This window comes from Acidobacteriota bacterium, assembly GCA_038040445.1.
GTDB classification, from domain to species: Bacteria; Acidobacteriota; Blastocatellia; order UBA7656; family UBA7656; genus Onstottus_A; species Onstottus_A frigus.
In genome coordinates this window covers 273,170-287,446 of record JBBPIG010000005.1, presented here as the reverse complement: position 1 = coordinate 287,446, position 14,277 = coordinate 273,170, and the positions used below count along the sequence as shown (strand labels likewise).

At 53.7% G+C, this 14,277-nt stretch carries 15 protein-coding genes; 3 read left to right on the top strand and 12 right to left on the bottom strand.

The features are described 5' to 3' along the window. The 10 genes from AABO57_08005 to AABO57_07960 all read right to left on the bottom strand — a co-directional run. The coding region (locus tag AABO57_08005; GenBank protein ID MEK6285669.1) for a catalase at positions 1–1,144 on the bottom strand (1,144 nt) is incomplete at its 3' end. Positions 1,145–1,315: 171 nt separating this feature from the next. Further along, positions 1,316–1,855 carry a hypothetical protein gene (locus tag AABO57_08000; GenBank protein MEK6285668.1) on the bottom strand — a complete coding sequence of 180 codons (540 nt, stop codon included), beginning with the start codon at positions 1,853–1,855 and terminating at the stop codon, positions 1,316–1,318. 178 nt (positions 1,856–2,033) lie between these two features. Beyond that, positions 2,034–2,156 carry a hypothetical protein gene (locus AABO57_07995; protein MEK6285667.1) on the bottom strand — a complete coding sequence of 41 codons (123 nt, stop codon included), beginning with the start codon at positions 2,154–2,156 and terminating at the stop codon, positions 2,034–2,036. A gap of 116 nt (positions 2,157–2,272) precedes the next feature. Next, on the bottom strand, positions 2,273–2,722 hold the full coding sequence (locus tag AABO57_07990) for a hemerythrin domain-containing protein (protein MEK6285666.1): 450 nt from the start codon (positions 2,720–2,722) through the stop codon (positions 2,273–2,275). Positions 2,723–2,803: 81 nt separating this feature from the next. Then, on the bottom strand, positions 2,804–3,397 hold the full coding sequence (locus AABO57_07985; GenBank protein ID MEK6285665.1) for a BON domain-containing protein: 594 nt from the start codon (positions 3,395–3,397) through the stop codon (positions 2,804–2,806). Between the two features lie 363 nt (positions 3,398–3,760). Then, the gene (locus tag AABO57_07980) at positions 3,761–4,255 is read right to left on the bottom strand and encodes a hypothetical protein (protein ID MEK6285664.1); all 495 of its coding nucleotides are present in this window, start codon (positions 4,253–4,255) and stop codon (positions 3,761–3,763) included. A gap of 41 nt (positions 4,256–4,296) precedes the next feature. Next, positions 4,297–4,839, bottom strand: coding sequence for a hypothetical protein (locus tag AABO57_07975; protein MEK6285663.1), 543 nt, complete (start codon positions 4,837–4,839; stop codon positions 4,297–4,299). Continuing rightward, complete coding sequence (locus tag AABO57_07970) at positions 4,827–5,237, bottom strand: phage holin family protein (GenBank protein MEK6285662.1); 411 nt, start codon at positions 5,235–5,237, stop codon at positions 4,827–4,829. The genes AABO57_07975 and AABO57_07970 overlap by 13 nt, the downstream gene beginning before the upstream one ends. Positions 5,238–5,244: 7 nt before the next feature. After that, positions 5,245–5,604, bottom strand: a complete 360-nt coding sequence (locus tag AABO57_07965) for a DUF883 C-terminal domain-containing protein (GenBank protein ID MEK6285661.1) — start codon at positions 5,602–5,604, stop codon at positions 5,245–5,247. Positions 5,605–6,034: 430 nt separating this feature from the next. After that, positions 6,035–6,184, bottom strand: a complete 150-nt coding sequence (locus AABO57_07960) for a lmo0937 family membrane protein (GenBank protein ID MEK6285660.1) — start codon at positions 6,182–6,184, stop codon at positions 6,035–6,037. Positions 6,185–6,548: 364 nt separating this feature from the next. Between AABO57_07960 and AABO57_07955 the strand changes: the two genes are divergently transcribed. The 3 genes from AABO57_07955 to AABO57_07945 all read left to right on the top strand — a co-directional run bounded on the left by AABO57_07955 (position 6,549) and on the right by AABO57_07945 (position 8,842). Next, entirely contained in the window at positions 6,549–7,199 is a 651-nt protein-coding gene (locus tag AABO57_07955) for a Crp/Fnr family transcriptional regulator (protein ID MEK6285659.1), read from the top strand. A 268-nt stretch (positions 7,200–7,467) separates the two neighbouring features. Continuing rightward, positions 7,468–7,878, top strand: coding sequence for a response regulator (locus AABO57_07950; GenBank protein MEK6285658.1), 411 nt, complete (start codon positions 7,468–7,470; stop codon positions 7,876–7,878). Positions 7,879–8,161: 283 nt separating this feature from the next. After that, a complete protein-coding gene (locus tag AABO57_07945; GenBank protein ID MEK6285657.1) occupies positions 8,162–8,842 on the top strand; it encodes a Crp/Fnr family transcriptional regulator in 681 nt (226 codons plus the stop codon). 123 nt (positions 8,843–8,965) lie between these two features. Here AABO57_07945 and AABO57_07940 read toward each other — a convergent pair whose 3' ends face one another. Then, positions 8,966–13,462 carry a strawberry notch family protein gene (locus AABO57_07940; GenBank protein ID MEK6285656.1) on the bottom strand — a complete coding sequence of 1,499 codons (4,497 nt, stop codon included), beginning with the start codon at positions 13,460–13,462 and terminating at the stop codon, positions 8,966–8,968. A 75-nt stretch (positions 13,463–13,537) separates the two neighbouring features. Continuing rightward, positions 13,538–13,837: a hypothetical protein gene (locus AABO57_07935; protein MEK6285655.1), complete on the bottom strand. Its 300-nt coding sequence runs from the start codon at positions 13,835–13,837 to the stop codon at positions 13,538–13,540. Positions 13,838–14,277: the final 440 nt, after the last annotated feature.

Genomic DNA, 14,277 nt, shown 5'->3' with positions numbered 1-14,277 from the left:
GTCCTTGAAGCAGCGGGTCGTTAGTAAAGTCAATTCCAGGCACAATGTTGCCCGCGTGAAAAGCAACTTGCTCCGTCTCTGCGAAGAAGTTTTCAGGATTGCGATTGAGCGTCATCTTGCCGATCAGTCGCACCGGGACAATCTCTTCAGGGATGAGTTTCGTCGGATCAAGAAGATCGAAAGCGAAACGGTCCTCATCTTTTTCCTCGACGATCTGAACGCCAAACTCCCATTCGGGATAGTCGCCGTTTTCAATGGCCTCCCAAAGATCGCGACGATGAAAGTCAGAATCTTTGCCGGATATCTTCTGCGCCTCATCCCATACAACGGAGTGCATGCCGAGCAGCGGTTTCCAATGAAACTTTACGAAACGCGCCTTGCCCTGGTCATTGATAAACCGAAACGTATGAACCCCGAACCCCTCCATCATTCGGAGGCTTCTGGGAATTGCGCGATCCGACATCACCCACATGACCATGTGCATCGATTCCGGCATCAGCGAAATAAAATCCCAGAACGTGTCATGGGCCGAGGCAGCTTGCGGAATTTCATTGTGCGGTTCCGGTTTGACTGCGTGGATCAGGTCGGGAAACTTAATTGCATCCTGAATGAAAAAGACCGGCATGTTATTCCCGACAAGATCGTGGTTTCCTTCCTGCGTATAGAACTTGACGGCGAACCCGCGCACGTCACGAGCGAGGTCGCTTGATCCTCGCGAACCAGCGACCGTCGAAAAACGCACGAACACCGGCGTTTTGACGGATGGGTCCTGAAGAAACCCAGCTTTTGTATAACGAGCCATCGACTTATAGACCTGAAAGTACCCATGGGCCGCTGAACCACGGGCGTGCACGACTCGTTCGGGAATTCGCTCGTGATCGAAGTGAGTGATCTTCTCGCGGAGAATAAAATCCTCAAGCAGGGTCGCCCCTCGATCACCTGCTTTTAGCGAATTCTGATTGTCGTTGATCCGAACGCCCTGATTGGTCGTGAGATATTCTCCGGCGGCGTCTTCGGTGTTTCTTGCTAGATCATCCAGCTTAACGTCGTCGTTCGCACGGGATCCAACATTCTTTGCTCGATTGGCTGTTTTGTTTGCCCTCTGCCCGTCAGCCTTAACCTGCTTGCTCTTCGCTTTTCTCATAGAGTTCTCCACTTCTTGCCTCAGCCTCCCACATTCCACCTTCGCCTCTTTGTCCCATTTCCTCGGTAAAGTGTCGACGCGCAGGCTGTTGCCGCTTTGCGAGGAAACAGGAGTACGAGAGGGCCTGCTGTGTCCAAGACACCTCCCGTACTCATACTTGCCAGGGAAAGATTAGCGATAAATCTGTTCACCGCGGTTTTTCTTCCACTCCTGTTCGAAGTACTCCGCGTCCGCATCGTTGCGCGGATTGACTCCCATCACGATGCCGCCTTCCTTAAGACCCGACTCGTATGCTTTGGCGCGTTCCTCAGGAATTCCCCATCCAACGAGCCCGCCGATTAGGCCTCCGGCTATTCCTCCTGCGCCTGCTCCCGTCAACGCCGCTACGATAGGTCCCGCCGCAATGATGTTGAGTCCCGGAATGGCCAGCGTCACAGCAGCCCCGATCAAAGCCAGGATCGCGCCCACTGTTCCGCCAATTGCTGAGCCGGTGCCCACGCCCTTGAGGGCTTTGTTGCCAAGGTCCGTGTCCGGTCCGTCTTCGGTTGTGAAATGCTTCTTGCGAGTGTCGTCGGACATCAGCAAGTTCACGTCTTCCGTCTTGTAACCGCGGTCAGTGACTGATTGATATGCGCGTTCCGCGCTCTCTCGATCTTTGAACATTCCAGTCACAACCCTTGAGCGCTCTCGTGTAGCTTTCGAATCTTCCATATGAATTTCCCCTTGTTCGAGCTCCTGCTCTTGTTAGTAAGTTAGTAACGTAAGAATAATCCCAAAGAGACTATTCAGATTGAAGGGTGTACTCAGGAAGCCTTGCATCGACTTCTGTGTCACCCGTCGTCGGTCCATTGTGGCTCCGTCACCTTCGGCGGTGTCGAACCAATTGCGACTAGCAATGCAAGTGACCGAGCAGCCAAAACACGATGATGAATACGATGATCGTGGAGAATATGCCGCCGCCGAGCTTCCAAGAGATCAACCCGGCGAGACATCCGCGTGCGGGACCTTCCATACCGATTGCTCCTAAATAAGCATCCCCGAGGCTCTCTGCTCAGGAAGCGACTGTTGAGGTTCTGGTGAGCGCTCCGATTTCAACCAGCAGTCGTGGCTCAGCAAAACGCTTCCAAATCAATGGGCCGACGCGGCTAGTTTAGTCTTCGCGGCTTGCATTCGAGCGCCGAGTTCGTCCGCTTCCTTGTCAGTCAGGACCTTGCGGGCCTTCTTGAACATCTCTTCCTCTTCCTCTTCGACGTGATGCTCGACGTTCTCTTTGAGGACCGTCAGTTTAGCCGTCCACTCCTCGGTGTCCTTCGGCGTGGTGCTGAGTTCTTTCAGCAGCTCTTTGACAACACGGTGTTCCTCAAACGCTTCGAAGGTGATTTCACGCGTTTCCGCAGCTTCCTTGAGGACGGGGTAAAGGATCTGCTCCTCGACGGCCGCGTGAACTTCTAGCTCACTGTTGAGCTTATTGAATAGTTCCTCTCGGGTCTTTAATGCTCGTTCGGTGGTTGGCTCCAGTTTCTCGAAAATAGCGGCAACCTTTTTGTGGTCTTCCTTCAACAGGTCGTATGCGTTCATCTCCCCTCCTTTTTTACGATCGTGTGTAAATTAGGCGATGGCACCAGTCCATGCCCAGTACTAGCCGGTCGTCAAGGTCTGTTACTCCTGCACGACAATATTATTGATGACACTGCGGATTCCCCTGACCGTCTTTGCAATCTTTTCTGCGCGTGTTTTTAGATCCTGGTTGGGTACTCGACCGCTAAGCAGAGCCGTACTCCCTGAGACCTTCACATCGATTGACGAAGACTTCAGCTCTTGATCGTCTAAGAACTTCGAGTTCACGTCGATTTCGAGTTCCGTGCTGGTAGGCGCGCTCGGCACTGCGGCGGGCACAGGTTGCGACGGAACAGGAACGGGTACTTGTTGTACCGTCGAAGGCTGCGACGGCATCACAATAATTGGCTGCTGTGAGGGCTGCGAGGGCTGCTGTGATGTAGCCTGCTGAGCAGCTGCGGTTCTCGCTCTCTCCAGGGCGAGTTGATCCTCAGTCTCACTCTGCCTACTGTTGAGGATCAGAATGGTTATTACTACTGCGGCCGCGATTGCTGCCAGTACCAGCGCTGCGATTGCCCCGCCTGAGATTCCCCGCTCTTCGGTGACCACCGTAGCGTACTGGGTCTCGGTGACGGGCCGAGCACGTTTGATTGGCACCTCTTCAACTACTGTTCTGGTTTCTCGATATTCGCTCATTGTACCCCCTGACTAAATTTCATTTCGCAGTTGTAAGCCTGCTATTAGTTCCAAATCCGATTGTGCACCGAAATGGATCACCATTTCGTGACCTGCGTATCCAAACCATCCGGCTAACACGTCTATGACAGTCTCGATACATCACGTGGCCACATAGGTGCCGCCGGAACTCGTGCGTCTCGCTCGTATCACGGTTAGGCGAAACAAAACCATCGTGCGGAGCGAAAGCCTTACGCACTCTCGTGATTTGGGAAATCGGCGAGTAAAGCATGAAGCCCCAACAGGGGGCACCATGAACAGATGCCCCTGGGGGTTTCTTGTCTAGCTGATTAGACGAACGGACCGTTCAGGAATGGCCCTTAACTATCTAAACAACTGCAGAGCGACTTGCGAAAGCGCGGTCACAATAGGCTCTGCAAAGCGGCTGTTGCGGCTGCGCCCACCGCCGAGACCGGAGGCGAGAAGTACGCCAATGCCTATACCCGCGCCGAAGGCTATCAGCGTTAGCTTGCCCGGGTTGTCGCGCCCGTAGGTCATCGTCTGATCGTAGGTGCTGCTAACGACTTCGCTTGTCTTGTCGTATGCCTCGCTTACAGCCTTCACCGTCTGATCGTAGGCAGTCTGTACTCCGCTGCCAACATCCGAAACGATTTCGCGCGCACGTTGAGGCGCTGTGCCCGCGAACCCTGGTGTCCCAGATGGTTGCGCTGTTGCGGTAGACGGCTTGTTAGCAGCATCCGGATCCTGCTGAACGTGCCTCTGTGGCTGTGAGGTGGATTGCGGGGTTGTGTTAGACGGGTTATTAGGACTACCACCGGTCGTTTTGCCTTGCTCTGTTACATTCTTGTTCGATTCCATTTACTTTCCTCCTTGTTAAATTGAGATGTCAGCCGCGTTTACTACCTACCTGCCGTAGAGAAGCGAGACGGTTGAACATTCGTATCGGAATTGTTCGGCGTTCTGCTCTGAGTCTGTGTCTGACTTGGCCGCGATATGTCGCCGGCTATCGCGCCACTTATCCGTTTCCTCAGAAAATCTACCGCTGCCTTCGCGAACATCGCGGTAGCAGCCGCCTTCACAGTGCGGCCCGACAACATCTTCTTCTGTATCACTCCTGCCATGACCCCGCCCACGCGGTCAGTCATGTCCTCAGTGAGTTCGGCCATTGCATCCAGAATTCGATCTTGCGGCGTGGGCTTTCGCTTGAAGATTCCTGCTATTAGAAACCCTGCTCCGGTGGCCAACCCCAACGCGGCCACAGGATACTCAGCGACGTACTCATGCCAGTCGAACGTCTCCTGTATGCGCTCGCCGAGCTTGTCTACCGTCGCGGAGATAGACTCTCGCTTGGCGGCTATATCTTGACGAATCGCGACAGCGCTTCTATCCGGCGTCTCGTCGTGCTGGCGCTGTTGAGTAGCTACGTTTGTTATTTCAGCCATTCTTTATCCTCCTCGAGCGTCTCGATAGTCTGTCTTGGCGTAAGGCTGATGCGCTTGATTTGGCCGAGCCCTACGGAAGCGATTATGCTTCCGATGATAGCAAGCGTCCCGCCGATGATGAGCGCCGAGTACCCAGGGCTAACATAATTCGCCAGCCCTATGATTGCGGCGGCCGTTAGGGCCAGGATTGCCGCCAGTCCGATAAGCGATCCGATGGCGACGACGAGTATCCCGGAGCGGAGTACACTGACTTTCTCGCTCATTTCCTGCTTGGCGAGCTGGATCTCATCGCGGACCAGAGCAGCGGAGTTGTTAGCCAATTGACCCAGCAACTCGCCAAACGATTCGCGCGGCAAGCTTGCTTCGGGTCGCTGATCAAAGTCCCTTCGCACCTGCATACGGGCTTTACCTCCTCCTAAATAGGAATCCGAGCAAAAGCCCGGCAGCTCCCGCTACGAGCAGGCTGCGGCCAGGATTGTTCCGTACCTGTTTTTGAAGGTCCGCCTTAACCTTTTGCTGGTCCACGTCGCGAACGTATTCCGCTGCGTCATCCAACCATCCGGCAGCCTGACCGGCGTAGCCGGCAACTGCGTTTTCTTGATTCTGTCCGGCCTTCTGCTGAATTGCTCCGGCAACGGCGTGCAACTTGTCGGCAACAGTGTCCTTGATTGTGTCGAGGGTGGAAACACCGCTCGTGGATGGTGATCCGTAACTAGAAATCTCTTTCCCTGCGGTCAAACTCTCACTGCGGTTCATTGGATCCATATTGCGCTCCTTGCTCAGTTTGTTTCTGTTTGCCCTTCTTCGATGAGGTATAGCGTCTCGCGTTTATTCCCACCGTGTAGATATCATCGGGCCTGCTAACCCTCACAGCGCTGAGAACCCCTGCTCGACCGGGTTCAGCGCATTACTCACCTAATTAAAGTGGATGGCGAGAGGCTCAAATGATGCGGCTAGGGGAGGATCTCGAAGGGCTCGGCCCAAGATCAAGAACGTGGCTTCGAGCATGAGTCCCCCGACCGCTACTCCCACTCCCGTCATCATCAGGCCTATCCCTATAGCAGTAATTTCCATCATCTCTCTAACCGGTTCAGCGAGCGCCTGCCTACGCAGGCGAGGTCTTCTGCGCCTGATTCAGAATCACGTCCCTTACTTCCTCATCTGCCTCAGTCACAGTAAAGCGGTTGCGTTTCGCTTAGACGGCCCTTCGGCGGCCGCTTAACAGGTTGAAGACCAATACTATTGCCGCCACAACAAGCAACAGGTGGATTAATCCACCGCCGACGCCGCCGATCATCCCCAGCAGCCACAGGACCAGTAGAATAACTAAGATTGTCCAAAGCATGGTTCACCTCCAGGTGTTAGCACGTTCTCCGTGTCGAGTGCACCAAGGCTCTATCCCGACTCCGGTTTACTCTCGAATGCTACGCGTGTTCGAGATCAGTTTCTGTGCAGTATGGGACATTCTCGAAAATAGTTGGCCGGGATTAGGTGGACTAGCCAGCAGGCACAGGCAAGGTGTAGCCAGATAAGCTGCGCCCATGATCACTCAATCACTAGTCGGGCTAAAGAGGCGGTTAGCTTCCAGTCTTGAAAGCTCTTACCGTGATTGTTTACATTATTGGCCCGAACGGTAATTAACAGTCACTACCTCCTAAGACCCCAGAACGGAGGCAAAGCACGATTCAAGATTATCCAGAGACCGATCTATTAAAAAAGCAGATGCGCGAGTCGTTGGAACGCGAGGTGAAGAACTCGCGTGCCATCAAGATTCCGAAACACGAAAACGTCACACTATTGGAGAGCAAGACGAGATGGTCTACTTCATTGAGAGCGGGGAGGTAAAGCTGCTGATGCTCTCTTCTGAAGGCAGAGAATGTCTACTTGCTATCCACGCTCCAGGAGATGTCTTTGGCGAGCTGTGCCTGTCGGGGATAGCGGGCCGGCTGGAAACTGCGACCGCAATGGAAGACACGCGATTGAAGAAGGTTCCGTGTGCAAAGTTCCTTGAACGTTTAGCCACCGACTCGCTGCTTGAAGGTTTCGTCAAGTATCTGGCTGTGCGCGTGGGAGACCAACAGGAAGTCATCGCTAATCTGGTGACGGTTGATAGCGAACAACGCTTAGGGAAGACCTTGTTGCACCTGGCCAGACAATTGGGCAAGAAAGGCCCTCGCATTACACAGATCGAGCTGAGGATTTCACACGAAGAACTGTCGAACATGATCGGCACAACGCGGCCACGGATCAGCGTATTCATGCAGCGATTCCGGAACCTCGACCTCATTGAATACAGCACAGAGCACCATCTAATTGTTAAGGAAATTAAGCTCACCGCTTACCTGGCATCGATTGCCTAGCCGGCTGCGCACGCCCTGTCCCATCGAATCTATATTTTTACACTTGTCTAGTATTGAACCGCATTGAATCCGCGATGCGAGTCTTGTGGCCGCAGTTTACTAATAGGTCTACCGCGTCGGCAACGATGACATTCATTCACGACGACCCCGTAGACCGATTGGTAAGGTGTTCAAGGCCTAACTGCTTCGGCAGGTACAAAGAAAGCTTAAACGTTCGATTAGAAGGGGGCCTGTATAAAGTAATAGGCTCGAAATTGCGAGGTGGTAAATGACAGCAATGGCAACCACGTCAGAAGCAAGAAAACGGATTCTCTGGGTCGATGACCATGAGGACACCAGGAATATGATGAGTGTCCTGCTTGACCAGTACGGCTACGAAGCGGAAATCGCCGCTTCTCTGTCCGCTGCGTTGGAAAGTGCCAGGTCCGGCGGGCTCGCCTTGTGCATACTCGATCATTGGATAACCGAGGGCAGCAACGGAATTGAGCTATGTCAGCAGATTCGCGCCTTTGACTCAGACACGCCGATAATGTTCTATTCAGGCGCGGGCTATCAAGCTGATATTAAGAAGGGACTGGATGCCGGCGCGCAGGCGTACCTTGTCAAACCGGACTTTGACCATCTGGAGCAAACGATTGACCGGCTTATTGACGAAGCTGACTCCACCACTCATCACTAGTCGTTTAGGAAGTAACTCTCAGAAACGAACCTGCAAAACCTGCCCTTCACCTTATTCCTTCGGCAACGGGGAATCTGAGCTAGAGATGAGGGAGAAACCGATATCCGTTCGCGTTGACGGGCTAGAAGGGACGAGTTCTTTTAGTTCAGGGTATTTTCAACTCCGTGGATGGCAAAGTGGACAATTGTTCAATATCGAACAGCGCCGCTTTTATCGGAAGCGCATACTTAGGTAGTCGATAAGCATTGAAAGATAAATCAGCGGAAAATGGAAGAGAAGAAGTATGATTCAAGAAGCTTCTCAGTCGGATCAATTCAAAGAACAGATGCAAGGGTCGTTGTTCAACGAAACCAAGAACTCGAGCCCTATCAAGATCGGCAAGCACGATCATGTCTACACGCCTGGAGATGAACGCGAGACTGTATACTTCATCGAAAAAGGACAGATCAAGCTGGTCATGGCCTCGTCTGAAGGTAAAGAGTGCATGCTGGCCATCCACGGCCCGGGAGATGTTTTCGGCGAGCTGTGCCTGTCTGGGCTTGGGGGCCGGTTGGAAACAGCGACCGCGATGGAAGATTCTTTCCTGAAAGAGATCCCTTGTACCAAGTTTCTCGATCGCCTAGCTCAAGACTCTCTCCTCGAAGGCTTCATCAAGTATCTGGCTGTGCGGGTTGCCGACCAACAGGCTGTCATAGCCAATCTGGTAACGGTTGATAGCGAGCAGCGCCTGGGGACGACCTTATTGCAAATCGCCAGAAAGTTCGGAAAGAAAGACCCGCGCAGCATACGCATCGAGGTCAAGATTTCTCATGAAGAATTGGGGACAATGGTAGGGACGACGCGGCCGCGGATCAGCGTATTCATGCAGCGATTTCGGAACCTCGACCTCATTGAATACAACACAGAGCACCATCTGATTATCAAGGAAAAAAAGCTCACTGCTTACCTAAAATCGATCCTCTAGGCCCAGTTCCCAACAGAGCTGTCTGTCAGCTGTTATACCAAGGAGAGGGTGGGCGGGATTAGCAGTGTGAGTTAACTTTGGGCTAACCGCGGTAGTGCCAGGCTGTTCAGAAAGCGAGTCCGGTTAGGACTCGCTTTCTGCAAAGTTGAAACCTATCTGAATCGCTGTTGTGCGATAGTCCGGTTGGAACGATTGGAGCATGGCGGGGGCGCTCGCTTGCGGTCTGATTGGCAATAATGGGTTCTGGTCTGGGCGCGTGCTGGTCGCCTCGGGCATTTCATTGGTCAGCGCTTTTTCGGTCTGCGTTATCGCTGTCTGATCTGCCGGCGTCGTATCATTAGTACAGGTGTTAGCCGGCGCAATAACCCAACTTTCGAGGTCAACTAATTGCGTAGAGTTTTCAGCAGGGATAGCACCTTCAGATGGTACGTCGGTGTCCGCTTCTTCGTCCTCGGTAGCGATAACCGGGAACTGCTCTAATAGAGCCGCTATGACTGCATTGCCTCGCTCTTCCTCAATCGGGACGAAAAATCTCTGTTTCCACGCGATCTGCTCGTTTATTAAACCAAGCTTCCTGAGAGTTGCAAACATAGTTGGGTGAGCGCCGGTTAGCTCGATGACAGGGTCCCGGTGAATGGCTCCACGTTTAAGCTTGAGCCCGGCTGTAAGCGCGATTTCTTCCCCGTCCTCTAATATCGCATTGAAAATCTCATTCGTCTCGCGCAACCTCCGAGCAACACCCAGAGCGCCTAATACTTCGCCTACGTGGTCGCTCGGTATCTGAACGCCTACAATGCGCTGGCCGTCATCGGTGGTTAGTCTTACAACGCGCAAGTGGGTTGCCTCGGTTGTCTTCAGGCTTTGCCAGAGTGGGGTTATCGCTCCGCCGATAACGTGTAGCTTCGAGGTCTGAACATCGGGGATCGCCGCATACTTTGCCGTCCACCAATCGCGCACGTTCTCTGGTACGACCGGCCGATATGTCTCGGTTAGCTGCGCGTCTCTAACGTAACTGATGCGTGCGCCCTCTGGCCGCCACACCGCGAAGTTGCAGTACGTGCCACCTGTGGCTGGGTCAGTATGCCGGCCAGACTCCACCGCAAGAATGAATGAGCGTTTACGTAGGTGCTCGAAGAAAGCGCCACCCTTCCCTGTGTGCGCTTCCTCTGCCTCGGTGAAGCTTACCTTCTTAGTAGGCTGGTCTATTTCAAGCGTGCAGTGTGTGGTCTCGGCTCCTGTTGATTGGTCGCAATGCACAACGCTAGAGTCGACCAAACGAACCGACAACGCTTTGATGTCGGTGACTCCTTCGTCAAAAGTACCATTCGCCTTCGCAAAGCTTACTATCTCGTCAAACAACTTCGCGTAGTGGTCAAACAAAGCATTCTGTCGGTCTACATCGAGGGCGAGCACACGATTCAAAAAGCGGGGAACGTTGTATTCATCGTCTTTTCGAACCGTCTCCACTCCGTCTTGTTCAACAAGCAAACCCATGTCTCTTAGCGTCTGACGCGGATTGTCGATTCCAGGTACGGCTTTTCCTGACAGGATAGACCGAAATAACAAACCAAGCGCGGCTCTGCCTTCCTCAGTCTCGAAGTTGTACTTCGCGAGGTCGCCATTGTCTGCCGCTCCGCGATCGCCTTTGGTCAATGCTCCAAGGCTGCCAAGCCTCCGGGCGATCGTAGACGAAAAACGTTTTTCTCCGCCTAGTTCTGTTGAAAGCAATACATACTCGGGCGGTATCGCTTGGTCGGATCGGTGTGTGCGGCCAAACGTCTGCATCTGCTTATCCGCGCTCCAACCTAGTTCAAGCGTTATGTGTACACGCCGCTGTTGATTCGCTTCGCGATTAGAAGCGTGCAGTGAAATTCCGGTTGATGCGGCATCCGAGATTATCGCAATTCGCTTCTTGCCTTGTTGAAACTGCGCCATCTCATACACGTTCACGTTCTGCATCGGAATTCCTTCTGGCGCGCGCTTACGGTATTCGACGCGACCGGTGCGGGAGTCGCGAATCAAGCGCCGGGTTCGCCCGGTGAGTTCCGCAACGTCACTTTCTCCGAAGTGGTTGACAAGCTGATCGAGCGGATTTTCGGGAAGCTCTAGCGCTGACAGTCCGTCTATGAGTGCTTGCTTCATCTCGATTGCTGCGCGGCTCTGTACTATGTTGCCGTCCGCGTCTCGTACCGGCTCCTGGAAGGTCTTACCGGTTATCGGGTCTGTCACGTCGCGATATAGCGTAGTCGGAAAACCACGGTCGACCATGTTGGCTATGACTTCACGCGGACTGAAGTCCAGGTCTTCAAGCGTTCCGCCTGCTGCTTTGGCTCTTGCTACCTGCTCTCGCGTTCTTGCCTCTCCGGTGCCAACAAGAGAAATGACAACCGATTTACCCTCTCTAACCGCCTTCTCTGTTTCTCCGATCACTGTTGGCACTTTGAACGCGGAGATAACTTGTCGAAAAAATCTCTGATGGTCTCCCCAAAACTTGTTGAGCGCGTTAGCGCGTGCGCGTCTGCCTCCGTTTGTGATGCCAAGCGCCTCGCCGATGTTCTGCATGACAACCTGCCAAGCGTCCGCCGCGTGGTTATACATCTCACGTTGCTGCGGGGTCAGATAGTGAATGCGCTCTCGATATTCGACGGACTTACCGGATCGCGTGCACTTGCCAAAGCTGATTGAGGCGGACGCGTAGACGCCCAGGGCCTTGAGGTCGCGGCTGATCATCTCCATCGCTCCGACTCCGCCCGCGTCTATCTCGGTCAAGAATTGACTAAAGCCGCCTGGGAAGGAAGTCATGTCGCCCCACAAGCCGAGTCGAACCATATAAGCCATGTTACGAACGTCGGTTGCTCCCGTTGCGCTGGAATAGACAATTCTATACTCGGCGTTCCGAGTGGCGTCTTGCAGATCGATTACAGCCTGTCCGGTTTGCGTAGGTTCCCCGCGACCGCCGGCGAGCGCATTCTTTGCTTTGTGGGCTTCATCAAAAATGACAACGCCGTCTGTCCCTAGCCAGCGTTGTATCTGATCGAATCGGCGCGCGCCGTTCTTGGCCGCCGCGATAAGCGAAGAGTAAGAACTAAAGATGACTCCTTCCGGCAAAGTAATGTCGTCGGCTGGTGAATAGTCATTAATGCGCGAGAGGGCTATATCAGCGCCCAAGTCGTTAAGGTCTCGCCTTGTGGATTCGAGCAAGTCATTGTTGACCGATAGCCAGAGGGCGCGCTTTCGATTTTGGTTGAAGTTGTCCAGGATGATACCGGCAAGAATGCGGCCTTTGCCGACTCCCGTACCATCGCCAACGTAGTAGCCCGCTCGTGAGCCATCGGGTAGTCGTTGCTCGTGGCGCTGTCCAGCGTAGATGACACGCTCAAGCTGAATGTCTGACAAGCGCCCTTCGGTTACGATCTCGCGCGAAAGGTGCGGCCTGTAGGTTATCTCCGGTGGCTGTACAGCAGCCATTGAAGCTGACTCTACGATCGGCGCAGGGTGAGGCTTACCGCCTTTCAACCTGGCTGGGGTGTAGGCAACGAAAAGAGTCTTGTTGAGTGACTCCGCGTTATCGCTCTCGTCTGCCTTGTTCGTCTCGCGCGTTGCTAGGTCTTTGAGTGACTCCCATAGACTCTCGAGGTTGTCTGCTTCACCCCAATTGATGTTGCTAAGCCGCTGCTCCCAATAGTTGCCGGGTGTGGGGTCGGTCTTGTCGATAACAAGAATCTGCAGACCGTAGCCCGTCCCGTACTTGCCATATTCATTGCCGGTCAGATGAAAGTTGGCGCGCACGTTGTAAGTCGAGGTTAATACCTTCCACCAATCGCTAAACGCAGGTCGGGTGAAGCTCATAGCTTCGCTCGCAATCGCGAGCAGTCGGCCGCCTTGCTGCAATCGTCTGAGCGCGCTTTCTACGTGTCGAGCCCCGTAGATCATTCGGTTAGCGTTTACGCGTCCGCCGGTGGCGCTGAATGGTGGATTCATCAGAACTGCGGTCGGTCTTATTTCTGAGTCGAGCATATCGTGAATGAATTCGGAATCTACCTGGTGTGTCTCAAATCCTATTATATGGTCGAGGAGCATGCGGCGGCGCGTGCTTATTTCATTACATACTACGCGAGCACCTATAGCGCGCGGCCATATCGCAAGGCTGCCTGTTCCTGCTGATGGTTCAAGCACAACGTCAGTTGGTGAAGCATTCAAGAGTCGAGCGGCGATGTAAGAGAGTGCGGGCGGTGTTGAGAATTGCTGAAACTGTACTTGCTCACGTGTTCGGTCTGATTGCCTGGGTAAGCGCTCGGTGAGGGGTCGTAATGTCTGACTGAGCGCATCGGGCACAGTCATTGTCATTAACTCGCGCGCTTGTGTTTCGAGCAGCTTGTTGACGGCTGTTTCTGTCGCGTCGTACGCATCTCTTGCGGTGTAAGTACCTCGCGCGCGGCTGCCGCCATACACTCGGTCGGCAATCTCTGTAAGCGTGCGATTGTTGACTGACTGACCGGCGAGCAAGCGTTGTTTGATCTCTTCGATCAGGCTCTCTGTCCCTCCGAGCAGGTCACAATCAAGGGTGGCGGGTGCGGTTGGCGCGTGCGAAACGTCAGTGAGAGATTCTTGTCTGAGCATCGATTTTCTCCCTAGTCGTTGAAGGTCGGTGTTTTGGGCTAGAGGCGTTGGCGCGCTTTCTAGCCCGTTTGAGTCTTAGTATTCGCTCGGCAAGAGCAGCGTTGTTACGCTCCGGTCGGCTTCAGTAATGACCCAAAGCTTTTCGCCACTGCGCGTGCGGTAGACGCTGAAGACTCGAAAACCGGCTTTGACTGAAAAGTCATTCTCGGTGGCGTCTTCAGGACAGCACTCGCCCCAGTCTCCGCGCGTGTGTCGAGATAGAAACTCCACGGGTGTCTGCTCTGAGCGTGTTAGAAGTTCCAAAGCGCCGGGCGTGGCAACAAGCCTGCCGAGTGCGAACAAGGGTTGTTTGATCTGCGATTGAGTCTCTGACATGTAAGTCTCCTTTCGAGTTGGCATGAAACGAACTCACGCGATCGGGCGGAGTTGTCCGTTAAAAAAAGCTTTCTTAAGTGCTTGTTCCCCTTAAAGGACAGAACCTGGCGGCGGGGCCTCGTGTGTCACCCGCAGGGCCGGAACGAAGTGGAGGACTCGCGTTGTAGTTTGCGCGAGTTGACACACGGGGTGGCGCAGGAAAGTCCGAGAAAGGGGAGCAAGCAAGAGAAAGGAGAGGAGGAATGGTGGGCTAGTAGATCAGTAGGTCCGCTTACGAATGTGACGGGCCGAGGCAAGAGGATAAAAGCGTTAACGGACTGTTACCTTTGGCGAGAGTGAAATCAGGTGTACAAGCTACATGCAAGATGAATCATCTTTGGCACGACATCTAACTCTGTTAAGATTTGAATGTTGTTTGATCCCGCGGTAGCTCTCGGCTT